The organism is Pantoea sp. XAF26B01_ASV70, assembly GCF_054512635.1.
On record NZ_JBTNCJ010000004.1, the window covers coordinates 157,394 to 183,955 of the forward strand.

Annotated in this window: 20 protein-coding genes and 3 pseudogenes; 14 read left to right on the top strand and 9 right to left on the bottom strand. The window is 56.4% G+C overall.

What is annotated here, in order from left to right; genetic code table 11:
• Positions 1-91: 91 nt before the first annotated feature.
• The 3 genes from ACX8ZY_RS23970 to ACX8ZY_RS23980 all read right to left on the bottom strand — a co-directional run bounded on the left by ACX8ZY_RS23970 (position 92) and on the right by ACX8ZY_RS23980 (position 2,289).
• Positions 92-1,042, bottom strand: coding sequence for an Rpn family recombination-promoting nuclease/putative transposase (locus tag ACX8ZY_RS23970; protein ID WP_029519683.1), 951 nt, complete (start codon positions 1,040-1,042; stop codon positions 92-94).
• A 330-nt stretch (positions 1,043-1,372) separates the two neighbouring features.
• Positions 1,373-1,495, bottom strand: coding sequence for a hypothetical protein (locus ACX8ZY_RS23975; protein ID WP_254920079.1), 123 nt, complete (start codon positions 1,493-1,495; stop codon positions 1,373-1,375).
• Between the two features lie 8 nt (positions 1,496-1,503).
• Entirely contained in the window at positions 1,504-2,289 is a 786-nt protein-coding gene (locus ACX8ZY_RS23980) for a MipA/OmpV family protein (RefSeq protein WP_022624202.1), read from the bottom strand.
• Between the two features lie 129 nt (positions 2,290-2,418).
• Between ACX8ZY_RS23980 and ACX8ZY_RS23985 the strand changes: the two genes are divergently transcribed.
• The 4 genes from ACX8ZY_RS23985 (at position 2,419) to ACX8ZY_RS24000 (ending at position 8,551) form a co-directional block, all read left to right on the top strand.
• Positions 2,419-3,117, top strand: a complete 699-nt coding sequence (locus tag ACX8ZY_RS23985) for a response regulator (RefSeq protein WP_421665534.1) — start codon at positions 2,419-2,421, stop codon at positions 3,115-3,117.
• Positions 3,114-4,283, top strand: a complete 1,170-nt coding sequence (locus ACX8ZY_RS23990) for a sensor histidine kinase (protein WP_062759541.1) — start codon at positions 3,114-3,116, stop codon at positions 4,281-4,283. The genes ACX8ZY_RS23985 and ACX8ZY_RS23990 overlap by 4 nt, the downstream gene beginning before the upstream one ends.
• A 93-nt stretch (positions 4,284-4,376) precedes the next feature.
• Complete coding sequence (locus ACX8ZY_RS23995; protein WP_421665535.1) at positions 4,377-5,510, top strand: efflux RND transporter periplasmic adaptor subunit; 1,134 nt, start codon at positions 4,377-4,379, stop codon at positions 5,508-5,510.
• Positions 5,507-8,551, top strand: a complete 3,045-nt coding sequence (locus ACX8ZY_RS24000) for an efflux RND transporter permease subunit (RefSeq protein ID WP_421665536.1) — start codon at positions 5,507-5,509, stop codon at positions 8,549-8,551. Before ACX8ZY_RS23995 ends, ACX8ZY_RS24000 begins: the two co-directional genes overlap by 4 nt.
• Positions 8,552-8,601: 50 nt before the next feature.
• On the opposite strand, the gene ACX8ZY_RS24005 is transcribed toward ACX8ZY_RS24000, so the two are convergent.
• Entirely contained in the window at positions 8,602-8,847 is a 246-nt protein-coding gene (locus tag ACX8ZY_RS24005; protein WP_010256845.1) for a hypothetical protein, read from the bottom strand.
• Positions 8,848-8,918: 71 nt separating this feature from the next.
• A complete protein-coding gene (locus ACX8ZY_RS24010) occupies positions 8,919-9,824 on the bottom strand; it encodes a LysR family transcriptional regulator (RefSeq protein ID WP_022624205.1) in 906 nt (301 codons plus the stop codon).
• A gap of 104 nt (positions 9,825-9,928) precedes the next feature.
• Between ACX8ZY_RS24010 and budA the strand changes: the two genes are divergently transcribed.
• The 6 genes from budA (at position 9,929) to ACX8ZY_RS24040 (ending at position 17,518) form a co-directional block, all read left to right on the top strand.
• Positions 9,929-10,711 carry an acetolactate decarboxylase gene (gene budA, locus ACX8ZY_RS24015; RefSeq protein ID WP_342606769.1) on the top strand — a complete coding sequence of 261 codons (783 nt, stop codon included), beginning with the start codon at positions 9,929-9,931 and terminating at the stop codon, positions 10,709-10,711.
• A gap of 14 nt (positions 10,712-10,725) precedes the next feature.
• On the top strand, positions 10,726-12,405 hold the full coding sequence (alsS, locus tag ACX8ZY_RS24020; protein WP_010256852.1) for an acetolactate synthase AlsS: 1,680 nt from the start codon (positions 10,726-10,728) through the stop codon (positions 12,403-12,405).
• A 21-nt stretch (positions 12,406-12,426) separates the two neighbouring features.
• Positions 12,427-13,200 (top strand): (S)-acetoin forming diacetyl reductase, encoded by a 774-nt coding sequence (locus ACX8ZY_RS24025; RefSeq protein ID WP_050680277.1) that lies wholly within the window; start codon positions 12,427-12,429, stop codon positions 13,198-13,200.
• 205 nt (positions 13,201-13,405) lie between these two features.
• A complete protein-coding gene (locus ACX8ZY_RS24030; RefSeq protein WP_421665537.1) occupies positions 13,406-14,857 on the top strand; it encodes a flagellin N-terminal helical domain-containing protein in 1,452 nt (483 codons plus the stop codon).
• A gap of 340 nt (positions 14,858-15,197) precedes the next feature.
• A complete protein-coding gene (locus ACX8ZY_RS24035) occupies positions 15,198-16,511 on the top strand; it encodes a CitMHS family transporter (RefSeq protein WP_031292261.1) in 1,314 nt (437 codons plus the stop codon).
• 167 nt (positions 16,512-16,678) lie between these two features.
• Positions 16,679-17,518 (top strand): MBL fold metallo-hydrolase, encoded by an 840-nt coding sequence (locus ACX8ZY_RS24040; RefSeq protein ID WP_159227283.1) that lies wholly within the window; start codon positions 16,679-16,681, stop codon positions 17,516-17,518.
• Positions 17,519-17,569: 51 nt separating this feature from the next.
• Here ACX8ZY_RS24040 and ACX8ZY_RS24045 read toward each other — a convergent pair.
• Positions 17,570-17,883 (bottom strand): annotated as a pseudogene (locus ACX8ZY_RS24045) (HigA family addiction module antitoxin).
• Between the two features lie 99 nt (positions 17,884-17,982).
• Positions 17,983-20,520, bottom strand: a complete 2,538-nt coding sequence (locus tag ACX8ZY_RS24050; protein WP_421665538.1) for an excinuclease ABC subunit UvrA — start codon at positions 20,518-20,520, stop codon at positions 17,983-17,985.
• Positions 20,521-21,181: 661 nt separating this feature from the next.
• Here ACX8ZY_RS24050 and ACX8ZY_RS24055 point away from each other — a divergent pair.
• The 3 genes and pseudogenes from ACX8ZY_RS24055 (at position 21,182) to ACX8ZY_RS24065 (ending at position 23,119) form a co-directional block, all read left to right on the top strand.
• Positions 21,182-21,659 (top strand): annotated as a pseudogene (locus ACX8ZY_RS24055) (STM2901 family protein).
• A complete protein-coding gene (locus ACX8ZY_RS24060) occupies positions 21,632-21,925 on the top strand; it encodes a DUF1493 family protein (protein ID WP_421665539.1) in 294 nt (97 codons plus the stop codon). The pseudogene ACX8ZY_RS24055 and the gene ACX8ZY_RS24060 overlap by 28 nt, the downstream one beginning before the upstream one ends.
• A gap of 73 nt (positions 21,926-21,998) precedes the next feature.
• A pseudogene (locus ACX8ZY_RS24065) lies at positions 21,999-23,119 on the top strand (IS3 family transposase).
• 213 nt (positions 23,120-23,332) lie between these two features.
• Here ACX8ZY_RS24065 and ACX8ZY_RS24070 read toward each other — a convergent pair.
• Complete coding sequence (locus tag ACX8ZY_RS24070) at positions 23,333-24,811, bottom strand: YsnF/AvaK domain-containing protein (protein ID WP_421665540.1); 1,479 nt, start codon at positions 24,809-24,811, stop codon at positions 23,333-23,335.
• Positions 24,812-25,097: 286 nt separating this feature from the next.
• Entirely contained in the window at positions 25,098-25,667 is a 570-nt protein-coding gene (locus ACX8ZY_RS24075) for a pyridoxamine 5'-phosphate oxidase family protein (RefSeq protein WP_421665541.1), read from the bottom strand.
• 258 nt (positions 25,668-25,925) lie between these two features.
• Here ACX8ZY_RS24075 and ACX8ZY_RS24080 point away from each other — a divergent pair, with 258 nt between their 5' ends.
• Positions 25,926-26,510 carry a GNAT family N-acetyltransferase gene (locus tag ACX8ZY_RS24080; RefSeq protein ID WP_010671972.1) on the top strand — a complete coding sequence of 195 codons (585 nt, stop codon included), beginning with the start codon at positions 25,926-25,928 and terminating at the stop codon, positions 26,508-26,510.
• Positions 26,511-26,562 lie beyond the last annotated feature (52 nt).

Consider the following 26,562-nt stretch of genomic DNA (forward strand, 5'->3'; position numbering starts at 1 on the left):
CAGGTTACACCTTTCTGATAATTATGATGATTTATCTGGTGCGGTATTCAAAACGATAACCCGGTCATGACTGGGTTTACTCTTGTTTATATTAGTGTCGTATTTGCGCCAGATCGTCTGACGTCAGGCCGGTCATTTCTATGACAGTTTTACGATCAAGGCCGTTTTGTAGCATAGTGCGCGCAATTTTCAGGGTAGCTTCACGCTGTCCTTCAGTACGACCTTTCTCAATACCACGCCGTTCACCAAGCTCGATACCTTCTGCGCGACCTTTTTCGATCCCTTTTTGTTCAAGCTGCTGTGCGATGGTCATCAGTGCGTCTCCGTGTTGTGGCACCCGCTGTGCCAGTTCGCGAACGAAAGCTTCGTAGTCAGCTGACTCACCAGCCTGCAGTAAATAGTGTATCAGCGTCATCACCTGGGGTGAAGAAAGATAATCGGCCATGAGTAGCGTGACCAGATGGTCAGTCAGGCTTGCAATGTCGCGTTGATGAATATGTTTCTGCAAAAGCGTCAGGGCGGCCATACTGCGATGAGTCATGATCTCATCATCCGGGATGACCGTAATGTCCACCAGCGGGAAGGCGCCTCTATAAAGGCTTTCCGCCACTACCGGATCATCAAATTCGTCGAACCAGCGGGTCGACCACGGATAGGGAGTGCGCTTACCGGTATAGAACAGTACAGGTATGACTAAAGGCAGCTTTTTATGGCCAGCTTCAAGGTGGCGCTGCATAGCGGCTACCGCATAACGTATCAGGCGGAATGCCATATGCCTGTCAGGGGTGGATTGGTGTTCAATCAGAACATGAATATATCCGTCACCGGTTGAGGTTCTGAGACTGTACAAAACGTCACTGAAGTATTGACGCAAATCGTCTTCAACAAATGATCCGGACTCAAGCTTCAGTGTGGTGAGATCGCAGATTTTAAGCAATTTCTCCGGAAGGTGGATCTGCATAAAATCTCTGGCAACATCCGGATGCGTAAGAAACTGTCTAAAAGTAGCATCATGAGGTGTAGCACTATTTTTATTTTTCATCAGTTCAGCCCCTGTAAATTCCATGCGCTGCTACCACAGCGAAGAGGCTATCTTAATAGATCACATTTTAATTTATAATATTTAAATCTTGCCCAATCCATATAGATTAACTACACCAATGCTCTTTTAAAAAATTTATTAGCAAGATGCATTATGACGCAATCTAAATTAACCACCTTAATCAATTTATATAGCGATAATTAAAACATCCGGATGTACCCGAAACTTCTAACGCTGACCATTAATGTCTGAACCGCTTTACGAAAAGTTAATTTTCTATTTAAGTCACGGCATAACCAGCCCGATCACGCTGTTTATACCGCTCGCTCCCTATCCCCGTCCCGGCGCATCCAACAGGCTAAGCGCAACGCCTGTCAGGGTATAGACCACGACATACAACAGAATCAGTGCCGCAAGCAAAAGGCGGTGGCTGCGCATCTCACTTTTCTTCATGGTGCCATTCAGAAGGTGTAGCTCAATGCCAGGGTGGCCGATGCGCCGTTGTGCCGTGCAACGATGGGGCTATCTGAAGCATGTTTATCCAGCCAGCTGTAGTCACCGATCACACTGGCAGCCCAGGCAGGCGTGAACTGATGGCTCCAGGTCAGGCTGGTATCGGTGCCATAAAATCCACCCGCGGCGTCGTACCGTTCAAATCCGCTGCGCGCACTTTGCTTGCTGTTAACGCCATACCAGGTATTCATATAACGCCCGTCGCCAAACAGTCCCGCCACCTGCAGTGCCACGGTATCGTCACTGGTCTGCCATGGGATCAGGGTAACGGAAGTGCGGTACTGCACACCCTGACTATCACTTAATGGCAGCGTCGCTTTGCCCTCCAGCACCAGCCACGGCGTTACCGACCATCCCAGCGCCAGCGCGGTGTTCATCGTTGCGTCGATGTTCCCCATGCCTCTGAGCCGGTCATCCCCATCTCGCCAGGATGAATTCTGGTCAGAACGGCCCAGCCCGTAGCCCAGCGTATGTTCCAGATACAGTCCATTATCTGCCTGCAGGTCATAGCCAATGCCTTTCTGTGAGTCTAAAAAGAAGGCCCCGTCGCGTGCCTGGATCACCGGCATCAGCTGCCAGTGCTGCTTATCTGCGCCGCTATAGCGTGGTGCATTGATACCTGCAATGCCCAGCGTGACGCTTGGCGGCGGCGTAGTCTCATCAGCCATGGCAGTCGCGGCACTGAATCCCAGCGAAAAACAGACCATGTGCAGCGTTATTTTTCCGGTTATCATCACGTTTCCTCATTATCACATCAGGTGCGGAGCTGAGGGGTTCAGAGCCGCGTCAATGGCCGGAGTATGCGAGGCGAGTGTCAATTAACGACCAGGGATTTATGAAGAAACAGTCAAGGTGATCCGAAAATGCAGTCAAAACGTGTACTGATTATTGAAGATGATGCTGATGCGGCGGGCGTACTTGAGGCCTACCTGAAACGTGAAAATTATGAGGTCATGATTGCCGATGATGGGCCAGGCGGGCTGGATGCCGCCAGACGCTGGCAGCCCGATCTGATCCTGCTGGATATCATGCTGCCCGGCATGAACGGCACTGAAGTGCTGGCAGCGCTGCGACGTCGTGACGATACCCCGGTGATCATGGTAACCGCGATGGGTGATGCGCCGGACCGCATCGGCGCACTGCGCTATGGCGCGGATGACTACGTGGTCAAACCCTATCATCCGGGCGAAGTGGTGGCGCGCGTTCAGGCAGTACTGCGCCGTAGCCAGCAGAGTCAGGTACCCGCGGCAGAAACCCTGCGCTGGGCGGGTTTAGTGGTGGACCCGGTGGCGCTCACCGCAGTGGTCGATAGCGACAGTACTTCACCGCGCCGCCTCGATCTGACACCGACCGAATTTTCCCTGTTGGTCACCCTGATGCGCGCTCCGACGCGTCCGTTTACCCGCCTGTTTCTGCTGGAGCACTGTCTGCCGGAAAGCGATGCGCTTGAGCGGGTGGTCGATACCCACGTCTATAACCTGCGTCGCAAACTGGAAGCCGCGGGCATTTCAGATGTCTTACCGGCGGTTCGCAGCGTCGGTTACCGGTTCAGACAGCCATGAAGAACGATACGCATACCTCACTGTGGCGCTGGATCTGCATCCGGGTGCTGTTTCTGGCGATTGGCAGCGTGGTACTCATCGCCATCTGTATGTGGCTGCGCTTCGCAGTGCAGGCGTACTGGGTCTATTACCGGATGCCGCCCGCGCTGCTGGAGGAGTTCACCCAGCTGCGCCACCACCCTGCCAGCGATCCGGCACGCTTTCATCAGATTATCGACCAGTGGTGGGGTATCAACTTCTCCGATCCCTCGCTGGCCTCGTCGGACTGGCTGACCGTATTCGTGCTGGTGGTGGTCATGATCCCGTTTATGGTGGTGATGGCGCTGCGTTTCGCCCGTCCGCTGTCGGCGCAGTTCAGCCAGCTAGCGACCGCAGCGCGAGCGGTATCGAAAGGGGAATTTGGCCGAACGGCGGCGGTGGTGAAAGAAGCGCCACAGGAGCTGGTGCGCTTTACCGAAGATTTTAATCAGATGACGCAGCAGCTGGCGCGTTACGAGCGTGAGCTGCGCACCTCGCATGTAGCGATGGCGCATGAACTTCGCTCGCCACTGACGGCCGCAATGGGCCGCCTGCAGGGCATTCTGGATGGCGTCTTTCCTGCCGAACCGCAACAGCTGGCGATGATCATGAAGCAACTGATGCAGCTCAGTCGCCTGACAGACGAACTGCATCTCTTGTCACTGGCGGATGCCGGGCAGCTTACCCTGAACCACGAGTGGTTTAATCTCAGCGAGTTACTGCGCGAGCGCTCCGGCTGGCTTCTGCCGCAGGCAGAACAGGCGGGGATTGCCATCAGCGTGACATCACCCAACGATCTGCGGCTGTATGCCGATACCTTCCGGCTGGGCCAGGTAGTGACCATCATCTGTGAGAATGCAATGCGCTACGCTGCCGACGGTGGCGCGTTGCTGATCACCGCCAGCAGGAACGATCAGGCGATCACAATGACCTTCCGCGATTACGGTCAGGGTGTGGAGCCGGACTTCCTGCCGCAATTGTTTGACCGCTTTACCCGCGCTGACTCCTCACGCGCCCGCCACTCCGGCGGCAGCGGTCTGGGACTGTCGATCGCCAAAGCGATCGTCGAGGCGCACGGCGGGTCGCTTCACGCCACACTGCCCGCCGACGGCGGTCTGCTGATCGGGATAACGCTGCCGGCGAGATAAATTGTTCTGGCTTGACCATTTCTTGATGGTTCATGGAACGTTTCTGGACACATGCCGGGTTCAATGAGCACAACTCATTAAAGGAACCCGGTTATGACAGACTTCTTATCGGATGCTGCCCGCCAGGTGTGGCGTCATCTCTTCGGTATTCACATCTTTGCGCCGATCATCTTCGTGCTGCTCGGGGTATTCATCATGACCGGTTGCCGGGACAATAGTTCTGCTCCGCCTGCCGCCCCGCTCCGCCCGGTTAAATCGGTGATTGCTCCACCGCTCAGCAGTGATGCATCGCTGGTGCTGACTGGCGAAATCCGCGCTCATGAAGAGGTCGCGCTAGCCTTCAGACTGGATGGCCGGGTGGTGAGCCGTGCGGTTGAGCTGGGCGATCGCGTCAGCGCCGGGCAATCGCTGGCAGCGCTGGAAAATGATCAGTCACGCAATCAGCTAAGCAGCGCACGGGCCGATCTCGACAGCGCACGCGCCGCCGAACGGGTCGCCGCGCTTAACCTGCATCGGATGCGGCTGCTGATGCCCGGAGGGGCCATCGCCCGCAGCCAGCTGGACAGCGCCCAGGCGGACTGGCAGAGCGCACAGTCCCGCCGTCTCAGCAGCGAAGCGGCTCTGAAAAATGCCCAGGATAACCTCAGCTGGACTCAGCTGACTGCGCCTGCAGCAGGCCGGATCACCGCCATCACGGTTCAGCCAGGTCAGGTGGTCAGCGCCGGACAAAATGTGATGACGCTGGCAGCAGGGGATGCACGCGATGCGGTGTTTGACCTGACAACGCCTGCGCTGCTGCATCCTGATGATCGGACACCGCTGAAAGTGACGCTGCTCGCCGATCCCGGCGTGCAGGCCAGTGGCACAGTGCGTGACATCAGCCCGCAGGCCGATCCGCAGACCCGCACATGGCGGCTGCGCATCTCGCTAAATCAGCCGCCTGAGGCGATCGCTCCCGGTGCCACAGTCATTGTCACCCTTCCCGATGCGCAGCCGCCGGTCATCGCCCTGCCCGCCAGCGCCCTGACCCGCTCCGCAGACAAACCCGCGCTGCTGGTCGTTGATGCGGCGTCACGCCTGCAGCTTCGTCCGGTAGTGCTGGCCCGCTTTAACGCGCAGCAAATCTTCGTCACTGCCGGGATCAAGCCAGGAGAGCGCGTCGTCACCGCCGGAGTCAGCACCCTGCAACCTGGCGAAAAAGTGGCGCTTTCGCAGGAGGCTCCATGAAAAAAACGTCTGGCTTTAACCTCTCCGGCTGGGCGCTGGCGCATCAGCAACTGGTGATCTTTTTCATGCTGCTGGTCATGGCGGCGGGTGTGCTGAGCTATGAACATCTGTCACGCAATGAAGACCCGGCGTTTACTATCAAAACCGCCGTAATATCAGCCCAATGGCCAGGCGCTGATGTGAACACCACGGTGCAACTGCTCACTGACGTACTGGAACAGAAGGTGCAGGAGATCCCATCGCTGGATGCGGTTGAGAGCGAAACCCGCGCCGGACAAACCGTCATCTATGTCAACCTGCGCGATGACACGCCGCCCTCTCAGGTGGCCGGCATCTGGTACCAGCTGCGTAAAAAGATGCAGGATGTTGCCCCTTCACTGCCGCAGGGCGTGCAGGGTCCGGCCGTTAACGACGAGTTTGATGACACCTTCGGCACCATTTATGGCTTCACGGCGGAGGGTTTTACCGCCAGAGAGCTACGCGACCGGGTCGATAACCTGCGTCGCAATCTGGCCAGTCTGCCCGACATCGGTAAAACCAGCCTGTTAGGTGTACAGGAGCAGCAGGTGGTTATCGCCTTTTCGCCGCGCAAGCTGAACGGCATGGGGCTCGATTTACAGCAGGTCAGCGACGCCATTAAAGCTCAGAACGATGTCGTCCCGGCGGGCAGCCTGCGTACCGACCGCGAGAATATTGCGCTGCGGGTCAGCGGCACCCTGACTTCGGTTGAAAATCTGCGGGCGATTACCCTGCATATCGGTGAGCGTTTTATTCCGCTGACCGATCTGGCCACCATCAGCCTGCAACCTGCCGAACCGCCAGCGCCGACGTTCCGGGTTAACGGCGTTCCGGCTATCGGGCTGGCGATCTCCATGGCCGGCAGCGGCAACATGCTCGATTTCGGTCAGCAACTCAGTCAGCGCATGCAGATGCTGGCCAGTCAGTTACCGCACGGTATTACTATGACCCGCGTGGCCGACCAGTCTTCCGTGGTGAAAAACGCGGTCAGCGGCTTTGTCCGGATACTGGGCGAAGCGGTCGTCATCGTGTTAGCCGTCTCCTTTGTCTCACTGGGACTGCGTGCCGGTCTGGTCGTTGCGGCGGCGATCCCGCTGGTACTGGCAATGACCTTTACCGGCATGTTAATGGCAGGCATCGGACTCCAGCGCATCTCGCTTGGCGCACTAATCATCGCGCTGGGGCTGCTGGTGGATGATGCCATGATCACCGTCGAGGCAATGGTGGCGCGACTGGAAGCGGGCGACAGCAAGTGGCAGGCCGCCACCTATGCGTTTAAAACCACCGCCTTTCCGATGCTGACCGGTACGCTGGTAATGATCGCCGGGTTCATTCCGGTCGGGTTCGCCGCCTCCAGTGCCGGAGAATATTGCTACTCATTGTTTGTGGTGATTACCCTGGCGCTGCTCTGCTCGTGGGTCGTCGCGGTCATCTTCTCTCCGCTCACCGGCTGCTGGCTGCTGTCGGCCAGGCACATCAAGGCCGATAAGCCGCCGGGCGTGCTGACGCGCAGCTATCACCGGCTGCTGGAGATGATTCTGCGTCACCGGCTGGTGACGATTGGCACAGCGATGGCGATGCTGCTGGTCAGCCTTTACGCCACCACTTTTATGCAGGGTGAGTTTTTCCCTGCGTCGGATCGGCCCGAGCTGCTGGTCAGCCTGACGCTTCCCGCCAGTGCAGCCCAGGCTGAAACCACCCGCTGTACCGCACAGCTGGAACAGATGCTGCGCAACGATCCGGATGTGGCGAACTACACCAGCTACGTTGGCTCGGGCGCGATACGCTTTTATCTGCCGATGGATGTGCTGCTGGATAATGAAAACATCGCTCAGCTGGTGGTGGTGGCGAAAGATCTGGCGGCACGCGATCGGCTGCGCAGCAGGCTGGAGCAGAAGCTGGCGGTGGATTTCAGTGATATCACTACCCGGGTATCGCCGCTGGAGCTGGGTCCACCGGTCGGCTGGCCGCTGAAATATCGCATCACCGGCCCGGATAATGCCAGGGTGCGTCAGGCGGCCGATCGGCTGGCGGCGCTGATCGCCCGTTCACCGCTGACTCGCGAGGTCAATCTTACCGCCGGAGAGCCAGAACGGGTCATGACGCTGGCGGTGAACCAGACTGCAGCCCGCGCAGCCGGACTCTCTTCCGAGACGATAGCCACCGCGCTGAATACTCTGATGTCCGGCAGCGTGGTGACCACCCTGCGCGATCGTAACCGCCTGATCGACGTCGTGCTGCGCAGCAATGACCCGGAGCGGCAGGACACTGACACACTGGCAGGATTGATGATCACCAATGCCAGCGGACAGAAAATCCCATTGCGACAGGTAGCAACGCTGAACTGGGAAGTGGATGACCCGGTAATATGGCGACGTCAGCGGCTGGCTTACATCACCGTACAGACCGATATTGCGCCCGGTCAGCGGGCTGAACAGGTCTCGCAGCAGCTCGCACCAGCCGTCGCCGCCCTGCGCGCCTCGCTGACGGCCGGATACGGTATTGAAGAAGGTGGCGTGGCGGCCGAATCGGACAAAGGCAACGGTTCAGTGTTTGCTCTGCTGCCGGTAACAATCTGCGTCATGCTGGTCTTGCTGATGATTCAGCTGCAACGCTTCTCCGGTATGCTGCTGGCGCTGAGCATGGCACCGTTTGGCCTGCCCGGCATCGTATCCGCGATGCTGCCGGCTGGCACACCGCTGGGGTTCGTGGCGCTGCTGGGGATTATTGCCCTGGCGGGGATCATCATCCGCAACGCGGTGATCATGATCAGTGAAGTCGATGCGAATAGCCGGGCCGGCCTGACCGCGGGTGAGGCAATCCGGCAGGCTGCCCATCACCGTGCGCGTCCCATTCTGCTGACCGCCTGTGCGGCAATACTCGGCATGATCCCCATCGCCCATCAGGTTTTCTGGGGGCCAATGGCACTGGCGATTATTGGTGGTCTGGTCAGCGGTACGCTGGTGACGCTCACGGTGCTGCCCGCCGCGTTAAGTCTGTTGATGCAGCGCGGCTCACGTTAAAACAACATCCGGCGATCCCGTGCTGAGAACGGCGGGATCGCCGGAAAGGATCAGTTCATCACCTCGACCAGAATCAGCGGGCACTTTCTGACTTTGCAGGCCTGACTGTAGGCCAGCGAACAGACCGAGCAGAGATCGCGCACGTCAGACTGGTACTCATACTCCATGAAATAGCGGAACTGGCCGCCCGCCGAATCTGTTCTCCAGAATCGCTGCGGCTCCAGAATTTCATCCAGTTGCCTGAATGTCAGGGCTGACGGGTTGTGAAACCCGACTCTTACGCGGTATGTAGTCATGCACCGATTATTGGCATCCCGGCCCCGTGCCGCCAGTTGATTATTGTTTTCAGTTCAATAGCTGGCGCTTATCAACCCGCTTCGCCTGGTGCGGCAGGCTGTTCTGCCAGCAGCGCCAGCAGGTGCAGTACTGCTTTTGACGGGTGAAGCCGACGCCAGGCAAAGGCAACATCGGTAAATAGCGTGTTGTTCTCGATATCGCAGAAGCTGACCCCGGGGTTATCGACGCAGCGCATCGACTCCGGCACCAGCGCAATCCCGCAGCCCGCCGCCACCATGCCCAGCGACGTAGTGATCTGCGGAGCCTGCTGAAAAGTGTGGCGCGAAAAGCCCGCCCGCAGACAGGCAGTGACAATCAACTCATACAGGCTGGGCGAGACGTCGCGCGGGAAGATCACCAGGGTTTCTCCCGCCAGCGCGGATAGTGCCACGGTGGGTGTGCCGCTGAGGGGATGGCAGCGCGGCAGCGCAATCAGCATCTTTTCGGTGGAGATGACACGCAGATTAAACGCCTTGCTGCTTTCACACGGCAGCCGGATAAAAGCGGCATCCAGCAATCCTTCCTGTAAATCCTGCATCAGCAAAGACATATTCTCTTCGCGGGTCAGCAGCTCCATCGCCGGATAACGTTCTTTAAACTGGCGGATCAGGGTGAAGATGCGTGGATTAAACGCCACCGAGCTGGCAAAGCCCAGCGACAGCTGACCACTGATCCCCCGCGCAATACCGCGTGCGTTCTCCAGCGCCTGATCGGCCAGTTGCACAATCTGCCGGGCATCCGCCAGAAACGCTTCGCCCGCTTCGGTGAGTTCCACTCCGCGCGTCAGGCGCTTCAGCAACGGTGTGCCAATTTCCTGCTCCAGCCGCAGTATCTGCTGACTCAGCGGCGGCTGCGATATGCCCAGTATCTCGGCGGCACGAGTGAAATGAAGCGTCTCGGCTACGGCAACAAAATAACGCAGGTGGCGAAGTTCCATATCAAAAACGTCTCAAAGTTAACAGGTTTCGCTATTGGACCCACCGACTGAATCGGTTCACCATTAGGTTAACACGGCTTAACGGTTAATCGATGAGGCATCAAATGAGCAATTGTGTAACTGATTGTTCCTGTAAGGATCAACTAAAACATACTGTCCTGACGCTTTCACAGGATGCACCAGAAAGCGTTATCTATCAGACCTCTTTAATGAGTGCGCTGCTGAGCGGCGTTTACGACGGCAATGTCCGTATTGCCGACTTGCTGCGTAAAGGGGATTTCGGCCTGGGTACCTTTAACCGGCTGGATGGCGAGATGATCGCGTTTGACAGCAAGGTCTATCAGCTGCACGCCGATGGCAGCGCGCACCCGGCCGATCCGGCGCAGAAAACTCCGTTCGCCGTGATGACCTTTTTTAAACCGCAGCATCTGTATGAATTTGACCGGCCGATGTCGCGTGAGGCGATCCATCAGGTGATCGACAACGAAATCACCTCCGATAACCAGTTCTGCGCGCTGCGCATCAGCGGTCGTTTCAGTCGCGTCGAGACCCGCACCGTGCCATGCCAGTGTCGTCCCTATCGCTCAATGCCGGAAGTTCTGGGCGATCAGCCGACCTTTGCCTTCAGCCAGCGCGCGGGCGAACTGATCGGATTCCGTACACCGCAATATATGCAGGGCATTAACGTTGCGGGCTATCACGAACATTTTATTACCGACGACCGCGAAGGCGGCGGCCACATTCTCGATTATGCGCTGGAACAGGGCACCCTGACCTTTGGTGCCATCAGCAAGCTGGTCGTAGATTTGCCGCAGGACAGCGATTTTCTCAATGCCGACCTGAACCCCGCCAATCTTGACGCCGCGATTCGTGCGGTAGAAAGCTAATCAGAGGAATGACGATGAAAACTCCAACCGATACCACACTCTGGACTTGTGGCGCTGACCTGGTGGTGGCGCAACTTGAGGCACAGGGCGTCCGCCACGTCTTTGGCATTCCTGGCGCAAAAATTGATAAAGTCTTCGACTCACTGCTGGATTCCTCCATCCAGACCATCCCGGTTCGCCACGAAGCTAACGCTGCATTTATGGCCGCCGCAGTGGGCCGCCTTACCGGCAATGCGGGCGTGGCGCTGGTCACCTCCGGGCCGGGCTGCTCCAACCTGATCACCGGCATGGCCACCGCCACCAGCGAAGGCGATCCGGTGGTGGCTATCGGCGGTCAGGTGAAGCGCTCCGACAGCGCCAAGCAGGTTCATCAGAGCATGGACACGGTTTCAATGTTTCGCCCAATCACTAAATATGCGGTTGAGGTCACCGACCCCGCTGCACTTTCTGAATGCCTGTCGAATGCGTTTCGCCACGCCGAACATGGCCGGGGCGGCGGTGCCTTTATCAGCCTGCCACAGGATATTGTCGATCAGCCGGTTACCGGCAAAGCGTTGAGCAGCAAAGGCCGCCCGGTACTGGGCGCCGCACCTGACTCAATGATCGACGCCGTCAGCGAGGCCATCGCCGGGGCTAAAAATCCGGTCATCCTGCTGGGATTAATGGCGAGCCAGACAGAGAACAGCGAAGCGATTCATGAGCTGCTGACACGCAGTCACATTCCGGTTACCAGCACCTATCAGGCAGCAGGAGCGGTCAGACAGGATCACTTCTCACGCTTCGCCGGGCGCGTCGGGCTGTTTAACAACCAGGCGGGCGACAGGCTGCTGCAACAGGCTGACCTGATCGTCACCATCGGCTACAGCCCGGTGGAATATGAACCGGCGATGTGGAACAGCGGTAACGCCACCCTGATTCATATCGACGTAATACCCGCTGAGACCGACAACCGCTATCTGCCGGATGCAGAACTGGTGGGTGATATCGCCGCCACGGTGCGTAAACTCGCCGCGCGTATCACTGCCCCGCTACAGCTGACCCCGGAAGCCGCCACCATCCTTGAGGATCGGCAGCAGCAGCGCAAATTGCTGGCGATGCAGGGTGCCAGCCTCAATCAGTTTGCTCTGCATCCGCTGCGCATTGTCCGCGCCATGCAGGACATCATTAACAGTGACGTCAGCCTTACCGTCGATATGGGCAGCTTCCACATCTGGATCGCCCGCTATCTCTACAGCTTCCGCGCCCGTCAGATCATGATCTCCAACGGTCAGCAGACGATGGGTGTGGCCCTGCCGTGGGCGATTGGTGCCTGGCTGGTCGAGCCGCAGCGCAAAGTGGTTTCAGTTTCCGGCGATGGTGGTTTCCTGCAATCCAGCATGGAGCTGGAAACTGCCGTCCGCTTAAAAGCCAACATTCTGCACATCGTCTGGGTCGATAACGCCTACAACATGGTGGCGATGCAGGAAGAGAAAAAATATCACCGCGTCTCGGGCGTCAATTTTGGGCCGGTCGATTTCAAAGCCTATGCCGAAGCGTTTGGGGCAGCGGGCTTTGCGGTGACCAGTGCGGCAGAGCTGGAGCCGACGCTGCGTAAAGCGATGGATGTTCAGGGGCCCGCCGTGGTCGCGGTGCCGGTCGATTACACCGACAACCCGCTGCTGATGGGTCAGCTGCATCTGAGCCAGCTTCTTTAATTTCTCAAAAAGGAAATCATGATGAAAAACAGAGTGGCATTTGTGACCGGCGCAGGCCAGGGCATTGGTGAAGCGATCGCCCTGCGTCTGGCGAAAGATGGACTGGCGGTTGCAGTAGCCGATTTTAATCAGGAGACCGCACGCCAGGTCGCGGAGAAGATCAACCAGCAGGGTGGCAAAGCGATTGCGCTGAAAGTCGATGTCTCGCAACGTGATCAGGTGATAGAAGCGGTAGAAGAGGCGCGCCGCACGCTGGGCGGCTTTGACGTCATCGTCAATAATGCCGGTATTGCGCCCTCCACGCCGATTGCTGAGATCACCGAAGCGGTGGTCGACAAGGTCTACAACGTCAATGTCAAAGGGGTGATCTGGGGCATGCAGGCCGCGATTAAAGCGTTTGCTGCAGAAGGTCACGGCGGCAAAATCATCAACGCCTGTTCTCAGGCGGGTCATGTCGGTAATCCGGAGCTGGCGGTTTACAGTTCCAGTAAGTTTGCCGTGCGCGGCCTGACGCAGACCGCCGCGCGTGATCTGGCACCTGCCGGCATCACGGTCAACGCCTTCTGCCCTGGCATTGTCAGAACACCGATGTGGGAAGAGATCGACCGCCAGATCTCTGAAGCAGCCGGCAAGCCCGCCGGCTACGGCACCGAGGAATTTGCGAAACGCATTACGCTGGGACGTCTTTCTGAACCGGAAGATGTGGCTGCCTGCGTCGCCTACCTGGCCAGTCCCGATTCCGATTACATGACCGGTCAGTCGCTGTTGATTGATGGCGGCATGGTGTTTAACTGATCTTCGTTCGCCTGCTGCGTTATCGCGTGGCAGGCGTTTTTCCTGACCGGGTTGAACCGTTAATTTTTTTTATCTGAAAAGCGGTTAACCATCAGCCTCTTGACCGTCTGGCCCCGTATTTCCTGCCTTTTTGTCGCCACAGAGATTAAAGCTGCTTATCACCCTGCCGATAAAACAGAGACTCCTCTCCCTGTTCGAAGCGACCATGTTAACGATCAACCATAACGAAACCGCCGCGATTACGAACAAAACGCGGTACAGCACTGACTCTGTTCTGGGACGAACGGTTGAACGGTTATCATCAGGGATGAGAATTAACAGTGCCAAAGATGACGCGGCAGGTCAGGCGATTGCCAACCGCATGACGGCCAATATTAATGCCGATGCGGTGGTAGCGCGTGGCCTCAATGACGCCATCAGCTATTCCCAGACCGCCAGTGGCGGCCTTGGCAGCATCATCGATCTGCTGATCCAGGCGCGCACCCTGTCGGTCCAGGCCGCTAACGGCACGCTGTCGGACGCCGATCGACAGAGCATCAACGGCCAGTATCAGCAGATTATGGCAGGCATCAATGAAGTGGCAGACCACACCGAGATTTTTGGCCGCTATCCGCTGGCGACGAATAATCCCGATCTTCCCCCTGCGAAACTGGGTAACGTTGACCCTATCAACACGAAGTTTCCGGTGCCGGGCAAGAATTACTCCTTTACCTCGGGCGTGATTCCGCTGGCCTATATCCCGGCAGGCTCGACGGCGATAAGCATCACCATCGACTCACTGGGTATGGATGACGATCTCCAGCTCTTTACCCGCGACGGTAAACACCTGGTCGGTACACCACTGGACGGCAGTGCGCCTGATTACACCTGGGCCAGCAAAAGCATCACTAATTCGGCTACCGCGGATAGTCGACTGCTGACCAGCAGTAACGGATTTGCCAGCGGTGCGGCTTATGACAGCTCGCAGTTACTGGAGGGCGGCCCGAGCTGGACGCTGGCGGGCAGTAACAGCAGCACCTACAACGGCATGAACATCACTTACAGCGGTGACGGCGATCGCTATGAGGATGTCGCCAGCGGCGATTTCAACAACGGCACCATCACCAGTAACCGGCTTGAGCGCATCACGCTGGATACCGTCAGCGAGGATTTGATTGTGGTGGTGGTGGGCAATGGTTCCTTCACCGGTAATCTGACCTGGGGAAATCTGCCGGAACCCAAAAGCCTGCCTGCAACGCCGCCGAAGAAGAGCGAACCTATGGAGGTGGTCACCAGCGCCGATTACGGTCAGCCGATCCAGTCGGATACTATTCCGGCAACGCCATCGGATACCAAAACGCTGGGACTGAACAACACAACGCTGCTTACAGAGGGCGATATCTCAACCACCATGAAGGCACTGGATAGCGCGCTCGAGAAGATCAGCGGTTATCAGTCGATCTATGGCGCAAAGATCAACCGTTACGAATCGAACCGTAATGTGTTATCGCAGCAGGGCGTGGATACCTCAGCGGCTCGCAGCCGCATACAGGATGCGGACTATGCTGAAGAAGCAAGCCAGCTGGCACGCAGCCAGATTATTCAGCAGGGTCAGACGGCCGTCAGCAAAATGGCGAATAAAACCCCTGAGATGATTATTCAGCTGTTAGGCAGCTAATAACGTTAACTGGCTGAGCATCATGGCTCAGCCGGTTACCCTGTTTCTCCACCACTCTACTACCCGCCTGATTCAGCCTCAGCTGGCCCGAAACCCCGGTTACACTTCGACACCCTTTGATCTCAGTCACACAATCTCGTTTAAGAACCGTTTAAAGATGATCATGATCACCCTTCTTTGTTAAAGAAATGCTAAATACTGACAACTATTTATTATCATCTTTGAATGCAGGGTTAATTAAAACAACAGGTTAATCATTACCACGCTAAGTAATTACCTGAATTTTCCTGCCGGTATGTAACTTTTTCATTACTTTTCCGCCATTGCGAGGGCTGTTAATTTGCTGACGATACTGGGTTTTTCCATGGTTGTTTGCTTCATGTATCTGATCATGACCAAACGCATGTCAGCCTTGATTGCGCTGATCCTGATACCAACCATATTTGCGCTGATTGGCGGTTTTTACGCAGGTCTGGGTGCCATGATGCTGGACGGCGTCAAAAAGCTGGCCCCTACCGGCGTGATGCTGACCTTCTCCATTCTCTATTTCGGTCTGATGATCGATGCCGGATTGTTTGATCCACTGGTGCGCTTTATTCTTCGGATGGTGCGCGGTGACCCCCTGAAAGTGCTGGTCGGAACGGCGGTACTAACGCTGCTGGTTTCTCTGGATGGTGACAGCTCTACCACTTACATGATTGCCATTGCCGCATTCCTGCCGCTCTATCACCGGCTGGGCATGAACGTGCTGATGATGACCTGTCTGGTGAACCTTGCCAGCGGCATCATGAACCTCTCCCCCTGGGGTGGCCCGACAGCCCGTGCCGCGGCGGCACTGCGCATTGACGCCCTCGATATCTTTATTCCGATGCTGCCAGCCATGCTGCTGGCCTGTGCCAGCCTGGTGGCAATGGCGGTGCTGTTTGGCCTGCGTGAGCGTAAGCGTCTTGGCGTGATGACCATGAAAGATCACCATCTCGACAACATTGAGCTGGGGCTGGGCGATGCCGAAGAGTGCGCAGCCAATCGCCGTCCGAAAATGTTCTGGCCTAACTTCATCCTGACCACCGTGCTGCTGGTGCTGCTGGTGATTGGTTTAATGCCGATTCAGATCCTGTTTATGCTGGCGTTTGCGATTGCGGTGATGCTCAACTATCCCACGCTGGAGGAGCAGAAAGCCCGCATCAGCTCCCATGCCGGTAACGTGCTGGCGGTGACCGCATTAATTTTTGCCGCCGGTATTTTCACCGGCATCCTCTCCGGCACCGGCATGGTTGACGCCATGGCGAAGAGTCTGCTGGCTGTGATCCCGCCCAGCTTCGGCCCTTTCCTGGCGGTGTTCACCGCGCTGGTCAGTCTGCCGTTTACCTTCTTTATGTCGAATGATGCCTTTTACTTCGGCATTCTGCCGGTTATCGCCCAGACGGCGGCCAGCTACGGCATTACCGCAGAAGAGATTGCCCGCGCTTCTATTGTCGGCCAGCCATTCCACCTGCTGAGTCCGCTGGTGCCGTCAGTCTACCTGCTGGTGGGTCTGGCGAAAGTCGACATCGGCGACCACCAGCGCTTTGCAATTAAGTGGGGGATTCTGGTCAGTCTGGTGCTGATGGCGGGCGGTCTGCTGACCGGTGCTTTCCCGCTGTTCCACACCTGATAATCCTCTGCTTTCTGGCGGATAACCGGCAATTTTGCCCGGTTATCCGCGTCACCGCTCCGCCTACTGCGTCATCCCTCTCTACACTCTATAGCCAGGCTGATGTGCTGCGCGCCGGACAGGGCGTAGCCTCTCAGAAATATCCCCATTGTCCCTATGGAGGCCCGATGAAAATTCACCACCTTAACTGTGGCTGTATGTGTCCGCTGGGCGGCGCGTTCTATGATGGATTCAGTAAAGGCCTGAAAGCACATCTGGTCTGTCACTGTCTGTTGATTGAGACGGATCGCGACGGGCTGGTGCTGGTGGATACCGGCTTTGGTCGCCAGGATATCCATACGCCCGGCAGCCGCCTGTCCGGCTTTTTCCGTGCATTAAACAATATTCAGCGCCGCGATAATCTCACCGCACTGTCACAGGTTACGTCACTGGGTTTCCGGGCTGAGGATGTGCGGCATATTATTCTGACCCATCTCGACTTCGATCATGCTGGCGGACTAACCGATTTTCCGCAGGCGCGAATCCATCTGTTGCAGCAGGAGGTTGATACCGCGCATCAGCGCCATAGCTGGCTGTCACGGGAACGTTACCGGCCCGGACAATGGGGTGGGATCAGCAACTGGGAGACCTATCAGCCGCAGGGAGAAAAGTGGTTTGGTTTTGAGGCGGTTAATCGCCTGCGTGACTTACCGCCGGAGATCTTGTTAGTTCCGCTGGCGGGCCATACGCCGGGTCACGCGGGTATCGCGATTCAGCAACCCGATGGCTGGCTGCTGCACGGCGGCGATGCCTGGTTTTACCGCGGCGAAATGCGGCAGCAGACGCGACACTGCACGCCGGGACTGCGCTTTTACCAGTGGATGATGGGCATGGATAACGTGGCCAGACGACACAATCAGCAGCGACTGCGTGAGCTCTCCTGCCAGCGCGGCGGCGAAATCACCTTTTTTTGCAGTCATGATGCCCGTGAGCTGGATGCATTACAGGTTAATGCGCCGCTGCGCTGATGAGATAAAAGGTTTGTTTTGGCGATGAGGAAAGCCGCTTCGGGGCGAGAACTATACCGTCTCGTCCCGCAATAATGATGCTACGATCCCTGGATGCAGAGGAACGCCGGAAACATCTGTAGTTTCTCGCGCCTTATGCAGATCACATGCGGCCTGCATGGATAACCAGAGCCGTGCCGCATACCCAGGCCCGCCTCCAGCCGTACAGCCATTTCCGGGCTGACGGAGGCTTTACCGCTAGCCACTTTGCTAAGCGAAGCTGCGGAAACGCCCAGCTGTTTAGCCAGACTGCGCAGGCTGATGTCGTTATCTTCGAGATATTCCGCTATCAGGCCACCAGGGTGTGGCGGATTAAACATTGCCATCAGTGATAATCCTCAAGGTTGAGATTTGACGGGCTTTGAAGCCAGCCCCTGAGCCCTCAGACTACATCACCTTTAGCGGAAGATATCTCTACCGCCCGATTACTCCGGATCGCCCGCCCTCTTTTTCAGCTGTGCGGAAAGCCAAGGCGCAGTCAGACTCTCTGCAGATGCGCTGACCTCTTCCGGTGAGCCGGAGGAGACAACCCTTCCTCCTTTAAGACCCGAGCCGGGACCCAGATCAATCACCCAGTCCGCCTCTGCCACTATGCGCATGTTGTGTTCCGCCATAATTACGGTATGACCACGCTTTACCAGTTCATCCAGCACTACCAGCAGCTTATCCATGTCAGACGGGTGCAATCCTGTTGAAGGTTCATCAAGCAGATAAAGCGTGGGCGTACGCTGGACCCGCTGCAGCTCCCAGGCAAGCTTGATACGCTGGCACTCGCCGCCAGAGAGTTCAGTGGCGGGCTGACCCAGGGTCAGATATCCCAGCCCCAGCGACGTCAGTGCCTTAAGCGAACGCTGGATCCCGTCATGTCCATGAAACACCTTAGTGGCGTCGTCCACGGTCAGATCAAGCACATCCGCTATCGTCAGGTTGTTCCATTTCACCTCCAGCGTTTCGGGGTTATAACGGCTTCCCGCGCAGACGGAACAGGTTGCGGTAGCGCTCGGCATGAAGAGCAGCTCAATCGAAATCTGTCCCTGCCCTTCACACGCAGGACAGCGTCCGGCTGGCAGATTGAAGGAAAACCGGCTGGCGCTGAAGCCTTTGGCTTTCGCCGCGTCGGTGTCTGCAAACAGCCTGCGGACGATATCGAAAAATCCGGTGTAAGTGGCCAGATTTGAGCGTGGCGTCCGGCCAATAGGACGCTGATCGATTCTGACCAATCGGCCGATGGCGTCACTTCCGCTGACAACCTGACCCTTAACGTCCGGCACCAGATCCTCTTCCTCGCCCTCCTCGATGTCAGGCGTTTTGTCAAAACGTCCGAGCATTTCCGGAAGCACGCGATTCAGCAGCGTCGATTTTCCGGAGCCGGACACGCCGGTGATGGCCGTCATTCTCCCCAGTGGGATGGCGATATCCACTCCGGCAATATTGTTGCAATAGACCTGTTCAAAGCAGAGCCAGCTCTCTGCGGGCCGGCGCTGGCGCAGCCCGGTATAGCTTCGTGAGAAAAGATAGGCCGAGGTGGGTGACGCACTGACTTCTTCAAGTCCTGCTGGTTCGCCGTTATAGACGATCTCGCCGCCATGCGTTCCCGGACCGGGGCCGACCTCGATAAGCCAGTCTGCCTCGGCGATGAGGTCAATATTATGTTCGACGACCACCAGAGAATTACCGGCACGCACCAGGTTCTTCAGGGATGCGAGCAGCGATTTGACATCATCGGGATGCAGCCCGGCTGACGGCTCATCCAGTACATAAAGCACGCCAAACAGCCGCGATATCAGCTGGGTGGCCAGACGCACGCGCTGCAGCTCGCCGGATGAGAGTACGGTGGTACGGCGTCCCGGCGCCAGATGACCCAGACCCAGCGTTTCCAGCTGCTCAAGCCGCATACAGATATCCGACGCCATCCGGATGACCGCCTCACGCAGTGCCGCCTCTGCCGGCAGGTCCGGTGATGCGCCACGCGCATAAGGCTTCAGCAGTTCAGCGAGCTCTGAGACCGACAGCTCACTCAGGCTGGCAATGTCATGCCCGGCAAAGGTCACGGACAGCGCATCCCGGTTTAGCCTTTTACCGTGGCATTCAGAACAGGGAGTGACCGTCACAAAGCGCGCCAGCCGTTTCTTCGTCGTCTCGCTGCCACCCGAATAACTCTGCAGCACGATTTTTGCTGCACTGGTGTACGTGCCGGTATAAGCCGGCTCTTCGCCCGCCGCCAGCGCGTTTTCGCGCTGCTCAGCATTCAGACCGACAAAAATTGGCACCGATGGCTGTTCGTCAGTCAGCAGTATCCACTGCTGATCACGGGCTGAAAGTGTATTCCAGGGCGCATCGACATCGTAGCCGAGCGTCTCAAGGATGCTGCGCAGATTTTTGTTATGCCAGCCTCTGGGCCAGGAAGCGATAGCCCCCTGGCGGATGCTCAGTGAGCTATCCGGCACCATCGACTCGGTTTTAACGGTGTGCACTCTTCCCAGTCCCTGGCAATGCGGACAGGCACCTTCAGGATTGTTAGGCGAGAAAAAATCGGCGGTCATAAAGGGAACGCCTTCAGGCCTTACGCCCGCACGGGAAAACAGCAGACGCAGCGTGACAGAAATTCGGGTGAGGCTGCCCACCGTTGAACGCTCCTGCGCGCCAGCCCGGCTCTGCTGAAGCGCCACCGCGGGTGGAAGTCCGTCAATATTATCCACATCCGGTGCAGCAGCCTGATCGATCAGACGACGGGCATGTGGCGACACCGATTCGATAAACCGGCGCTGGGCTTCCGCATAGAGGGTATCAAAGGCGAGGGACGATTTACCGGAGCCTGAAACCCCGGTGAACACCACCATGGCGTTACGGGGAAATCGCAGCGAAACATCTTTGAGATTATGTGTTCTTGCACCCTGTACCGAGATATAAGGATCAATGTGCTCATCAGCACGGTAATGATCGGCGTTGCGTTGTTCTGTCATGATTTCCCTGATTGATAATGCACGGCAGATTCACGATCGCCTGCCGTTAATGACTAAAAATTGCAGATGCTAATCCGGCGTTCAGGCTATCCGGCCCGCTTTGGGAATAGAAACAACAGCAAGGGTAGTCAGGGATCGCGGTCTGCACAACGCGAGGGGGGGTCATCGCTTCGTGGCAGCACAGACTGGTAACCAGCATGTACAGGAAGCCTCCTTATCTCTTAAGAAAACCCTGGAGCAAACTTAAATAAGGCAAAGCCGTCACTAGCAAATCGCTTATGTGACTCTAATGTAGATTCCTGTGGTATCGATAAATGCAGGTCTATGTAAGGTATGGATATAGACAATGGGAAATGTTTAATACCCCAGGAACCTTTCTATAACCTTTATCTCTATGGCCAGGTATGCACCCCAGAGTGCCTGATGACGCCCCGCTCCCGTTATTCAGCGCGCTGACGGCATAAAAAATCATTTAAGACATAAGGATAGCGAAACCATGCCCATTTCTGAAATGATGCCGCCAGTGCCTGTAGGGAGATGAGGTGAAATTACCGTTTTTTATTATCCTGTCCCAGACCGTCAGGTTGTCAAGCATGAACGCGCGAGGTATTGTTTAAAAAGCATCAGGATGATGAATGAAGTGAACTTGTGGGAGCTGGCAGTGGATACGACTGAAGAACTCAATAACACCTATTTCTACGCAGGTAGACCGAACCTCACCGCTGGTGAGCTCTTTTTCATGATTTTCTGTGAAGAAGTCGCTGAACAGCTGGGCATTGATGACTTCGGAGCGATCGTGGCCATCCTGTCTGGACGTAATGTCCTGACTACCCGCACCAAACCGCGCGATGCTCTCAAAGGCCTCCTATGCCTCACGGGCAGCACGCAGAGTATTCCCTAACGCCAAGTTTCCTTTCGGCATACAGCTCCCCACCATCGTAGGGGGATACCCGCCCCGGACCGCGCGTATCCTTTTTACGCATAAGCTCAGCACCTTTGTTGGTCGGGCGATACCCGTCGTGGGCTGGGTGATTCTGGCAAGAGACGTTGCCGATATCAGTTTCAATTCGGTCAGACTGTACAATGCCATCGCTCGCGGGGAGGATAAGTTATGGCAGATGACACACAGGCACGCGTAATGGCACTCATTGAGCCGTGGAACGGCCGATCGCTTCTTACGTTCCGGAAAAAAACACTCACGCCAGAGATGTCGCTTAATCAGGACATGAAGCTTGACCCGGAGGACGCTGCGGAATGCCTTCAGAACGTCTTCGATGCGTTTGGAATGGATTCTGATCTGGTGACTTTCAGCCTCTACTATCCAAAAAACCCGCGCGAGGCCATCCCTCTTACTATCGGGATGGTAATCGAGTCAGCCCGTGCCAGGCGATGGTGCTATGACTGATATGACCTGCTCCCCGTTGATTAGTACACCCCGATGTTAGTAATGTCTTCATAAGCCACATGAGGGCATCCCCATGAAGACGCGTTTTTCCGAGGAACAGATCATCAGTATTCTCCGCGAGGCCGAAGCCGGGGTTTCTGCCCGTGAGATCTGCCGTAAGCACGCCATTTCCGACGCCACATTTTACACCTGTCGTAAGAAGTATGGCGGTATGGAGATGCCCGAGGTTAAGCGCCTGAAGTCGCTTTAGGAAGAGAACGCAAGACTCAGGAAGCTGCTTGCCGAAGCCATGCTGGATAAGGAGGCACTTCAGATGGCTCTGGGGCGAAAGTACTGACGACAGACCAGAAGCGGGAAGCCGTTGAGTTTATGTGTGATGCGACCGGTCTGTTGCAACGTCGTGCCTGCAGGCTAACAGGTTTGTCCCTGTCGACCTGACGCTATGAGGCTCAGCGTCCAGCGACTGATGCACATTTATCAGGGCGTATCACTGAACTGGCGCCCGAACGAAGGCGTTTTGGTTACCGGCGCATCTGGCAGTTATTGCGTCGTGAGGGCCTTCACGTCAACCACAAGCGGGTATACCGCATTTATCACCTTAACGGCCTGAGTGTGAAGCGCAGACGACGTCGTAAGGGTCTGGCGACTGAGCGGCTTCCGCTGCTTCGCCCGGATGCGCCCAATCTGACCTGGTCAATGGATTTCGTCATGGATGAACTGGCCACCGGTCGCAGGATCAAGTGCCTTAACTGCGTCGATGACTTCACAAAGGAATGCCTGACTGTCACTGTTGCCTTGGGGATTTCAGGCGTGCAGGTCACGCATATTCTGGACAGTATTGCGCTGTTTCGCGGATATCCGGCTACGATAAGAACTGACAAGGGGCCGGAGTTTACCTGTAGAGCACTTGACCAATGGGCCTTTGAGCATTGCGTGGAGCTGCGGCTTATTCAGCCCGGTAAACCGACACAGAACGGATTTATTGAGAATTTTAACGGACGCTTTCGCGATGAATGCCTGAATGAACACTGGTTCAGCGATATTGTTCATGCCCGGAAAATCATTAATGACTGGCGGCAGGACTATAACGAGTCCAGACCTCATTCATCGCTGAATTACCAGACGCCGTCTGAATTTGCAGCAGGCTGGAGAAATGGAAAATCAGAAGGTGAACAAACCGACATTACTAACTGATCGTTGTATCTAATACTAGGGGCAGCTCACGAATAACGTACACACACTTAAGACGAGAGCTCTATACAACTTTCAATGTGGCCATTCTCCATCAACGGGTGTCAGGTCTAAGTGATGCCATTAAATTGCCTACAGAATTTCAGTGTGATTTATGAAAAAAACCCGTCTGCGACGGGTTTTCAGGCATAGAAGGCGACAATCACCGATCCGGCATTACGGCTTTTTAAACTTGTCCTCGACCTTCTCTTTCGCTTCCGCGATTTTATCACCGGCCTTCTCCGCGAAACCCTCTTTATGCGCTGGCTCGCTGCCTGGCGTTACCGGACGGGTGTCGTGTTCAGCGTGGGCCTGACGCGTGCTTTCAAGCAACGGATCGGCCACAGTACGATTCCCGGTCAGCCGGTCTGCGCCGAGAGGATCTGTACTGGTATGGTTAATATCCACTTCCTGACGGCGTACCGAATCGTTGATAGTTTCAACCCGATCGCTTGTCTCTTTGCGTAACACCACCTCTTCAATGATCTCCGCGGTCTTATTAATCACGGGCTGCTCATGCGTCTCTTCCACTTCGACAGTTTTTTCAGACCAGTCAACATGGGTGGGTGAACCTGATTCATTCACCGGACGACGGAAGATTGCGGCGTGCTGCTCATGCAGCGAGACATTTTCTGAGACCTGATCGGTGACAGTGTAGCGACGAACGCGGGTTGAACCTTCACTGACCAGACGTTTACCCACTTCCAGTCGCTCCTCGGCCAGACGCAGTACATCCTCGTCACTTTCGTCACCGGTCAGGGCAGTACGGGCAGCGCCACGATGGGCAGGATCGGTAGAGAGCGGATCGACGGCGGCATTATCCTGAAGCGTTCCACTGGCAGGTGCAGTCAGACCATCACTGGTCGCGTAACCGGGCGCGTAATCATCGGGCAGCGCCGCACTGCGCTCGGTAAGTTCTTCATGTGCATCAAGGATGCCCAGGGCGCGAGGTAACTCATCTTCATCGGCCCGCAGCGACAGCACTACTCCGCCGGTTCGCATCGCGTCTTCATACACTTCGGCCTGATCCTCCTCCAGCGTATTGCCGAACAGGCGTTGCCAGAAGCCAGGGTGACGGGCCTCCTGACCTTCGGTACGCAAACGATCACCGGAGATGATATCAATGTCATCATCCAGGAACCCGGCCTTGATCAGGTTACGCTTTGCACCCTCTGCCAGTGAGATATTGCTGAACATTGTTACGATTGTTTCACGCGCCATGTTGTGTTCCTCGGTGATGGATTCGGACGGCTCTGAATAGGGTGTTCGGGTCAGGTGAGCGTGCTGTTTGCGCAGGGAGACGACCTGTTCTGTCGCTTCCTCACTGACAACTTTGCGGATATGCCACTCCTCTTTCAGCACCAGATGACGAACGATCTCGATTTCCTCTTCAACGACAGGAATGATCAGAACGCCATTTTCTTCACGGATCTCCGGCATCTCAGCCAGCCGTTCCGATTTAGGAATGCGTTCTATTTCCGCCGTCTGGTGCCGGAGCATCAGCGCAATCTTCTGCTGATGCTCAGTGACCTGTCGGGTAACCCTGACATGACCGTCGATGACCCGCTGTTTCGAGACCTCAACGGTTTCCTCCGCCAGGCTTAGCACCTGGTCGCTACCCTCTGACCCTGGTTTTTCAGGAGGTTGATTGTTCATGTTTAACCTGCCTGTAATACAGAGCGATCATTTGTACTTTTCTTTACCTTGAGCATAAGTCACTGCTTTTCGGTTAGTTAAAGCCTGGCACAAACAATGACAAAAGATAGGAAAAAGCAGAAAAACGCCATTATATGAAGATAACGTGGTGCTAAAATCGATTAAGCGATGCGGCAGATAAAAAACAGCTAACGAAGCGGCAGACAGTGAAATCTCTTTTATCCAGTGCGCGAAAAGAGGATCAATCAGGCGTTAACCCGACCCGAAGTGAATCAGGCATATCGGGTCAGGGGTTAAGCCATTCGCTTTCCTGCAGTTCGCCATTAGCCGAATAGCGAAACAGGGCGCGCTGATTTTCGTTTCGCTGAAGCTGATAGGCGTCCAGCACACTGGCCTGCAAAATCACCACGCCAAAGCGGGATTCCCCGGTTTCCGTTGCTGCCGCGTCAGGCGTCTCATCAGCCGTTGCCCGTGCTTCCCCCGGAGGTCCGCCGGTGTAAGTCTGCCGCGTGTGCTGCGGTAACGCACGCCAGGCTGCCCGGGCAACATCACTTCCCGCCGCATAACACGCAACCCGCCCTGCCAGCCGTAACTGCAGACGACGCTGATGGCAATATCCCAGCGCGGTGACCTGCGGATTCGCCGCCATCTCCTGCCACTTCGGGCTGCGAACATCCGTATGAAATGTCAGCATCCTGCGGTCGTCGGCACACTGGCGCAGAACCACGGTGCGCGCCTGAGGTTGTAGCAGAGCATCGACCGTACAGAGCATCAGATAACGAAATCCACCCTGTGGATCGGTTGCAGATTCCTGCAGCGCAGCCCAGGCTCCAGTTTCAAACGTTTTCAATTCCATGGGGATTACTCTCATCAGGATCAATTTTCAGCCATCTGGCTAAAAGCGTAGCAATGAAGTGGGCAGAAGGCCTGACAGCGCAGCGATAAGAGCAAATGTGGCAGCGGGAGCTGGACAATGCACGAGAGCAGGAGCTGGTGAAATAGCGTCGGGATTGCGGGATACCTCGCAGAGCGGCAAAAGCGCGTCCCGCCAGTCAGCCACTCTGTGTTATTTTGCGCCATCGCCACAGAGATCCGATCCGCAGGGAGTTGCACGATGACAACTGAAGAGTCTGCTAAAGTACCGGCTGAAATACCGCTGAAAGTCACCTCGCCGCGCCTGACTTATCGGCCACTTCGGCAGGAAGACTGGCCCTTCTATCTGGCAGTCAGTCAGGATAGATCGGTGATGCAGTACATCAGCGATCCGCGCAGCGCTGAAGAGATCAGAACCCACTCATTTGATGTCCGCCTGCCCGCCTGGTACAAGGGCTGCAGGCACTGGCTCTGTCTGGTTATCGGAGAAAAAACATCCGGTGCTCCGGCTGGCTTTTGCGGGTTTATCGATCGTGGAGAGGGTATTGCGGAGTTTGGCTTTATTCTGGCCGCAGATGCGCAGGGCAAAGGCTACGGCAGCGAGTCTCTGCATGCCATTATCACGTTCTGCTTTGAGCAACAGGAATACCGCAAACTGATCGCGACGGTGACAGCAGGCAATGCGGCCTCACGCCGGACCCTGATTTCAGCGGGCTTTGTGCAGGAGGGGACGTTGCGGCAGAACTTCTTCCTCAACGGCCAGTGGCAGGATGACTGGATCTTCGGCTTGCTGAAACAGGAATACCAGCCCGCACACTCACCCTGAGGCGCAGACTATCAGCGTCGGGCATCCTCCGCTACGCTCGCCACAATCAGAC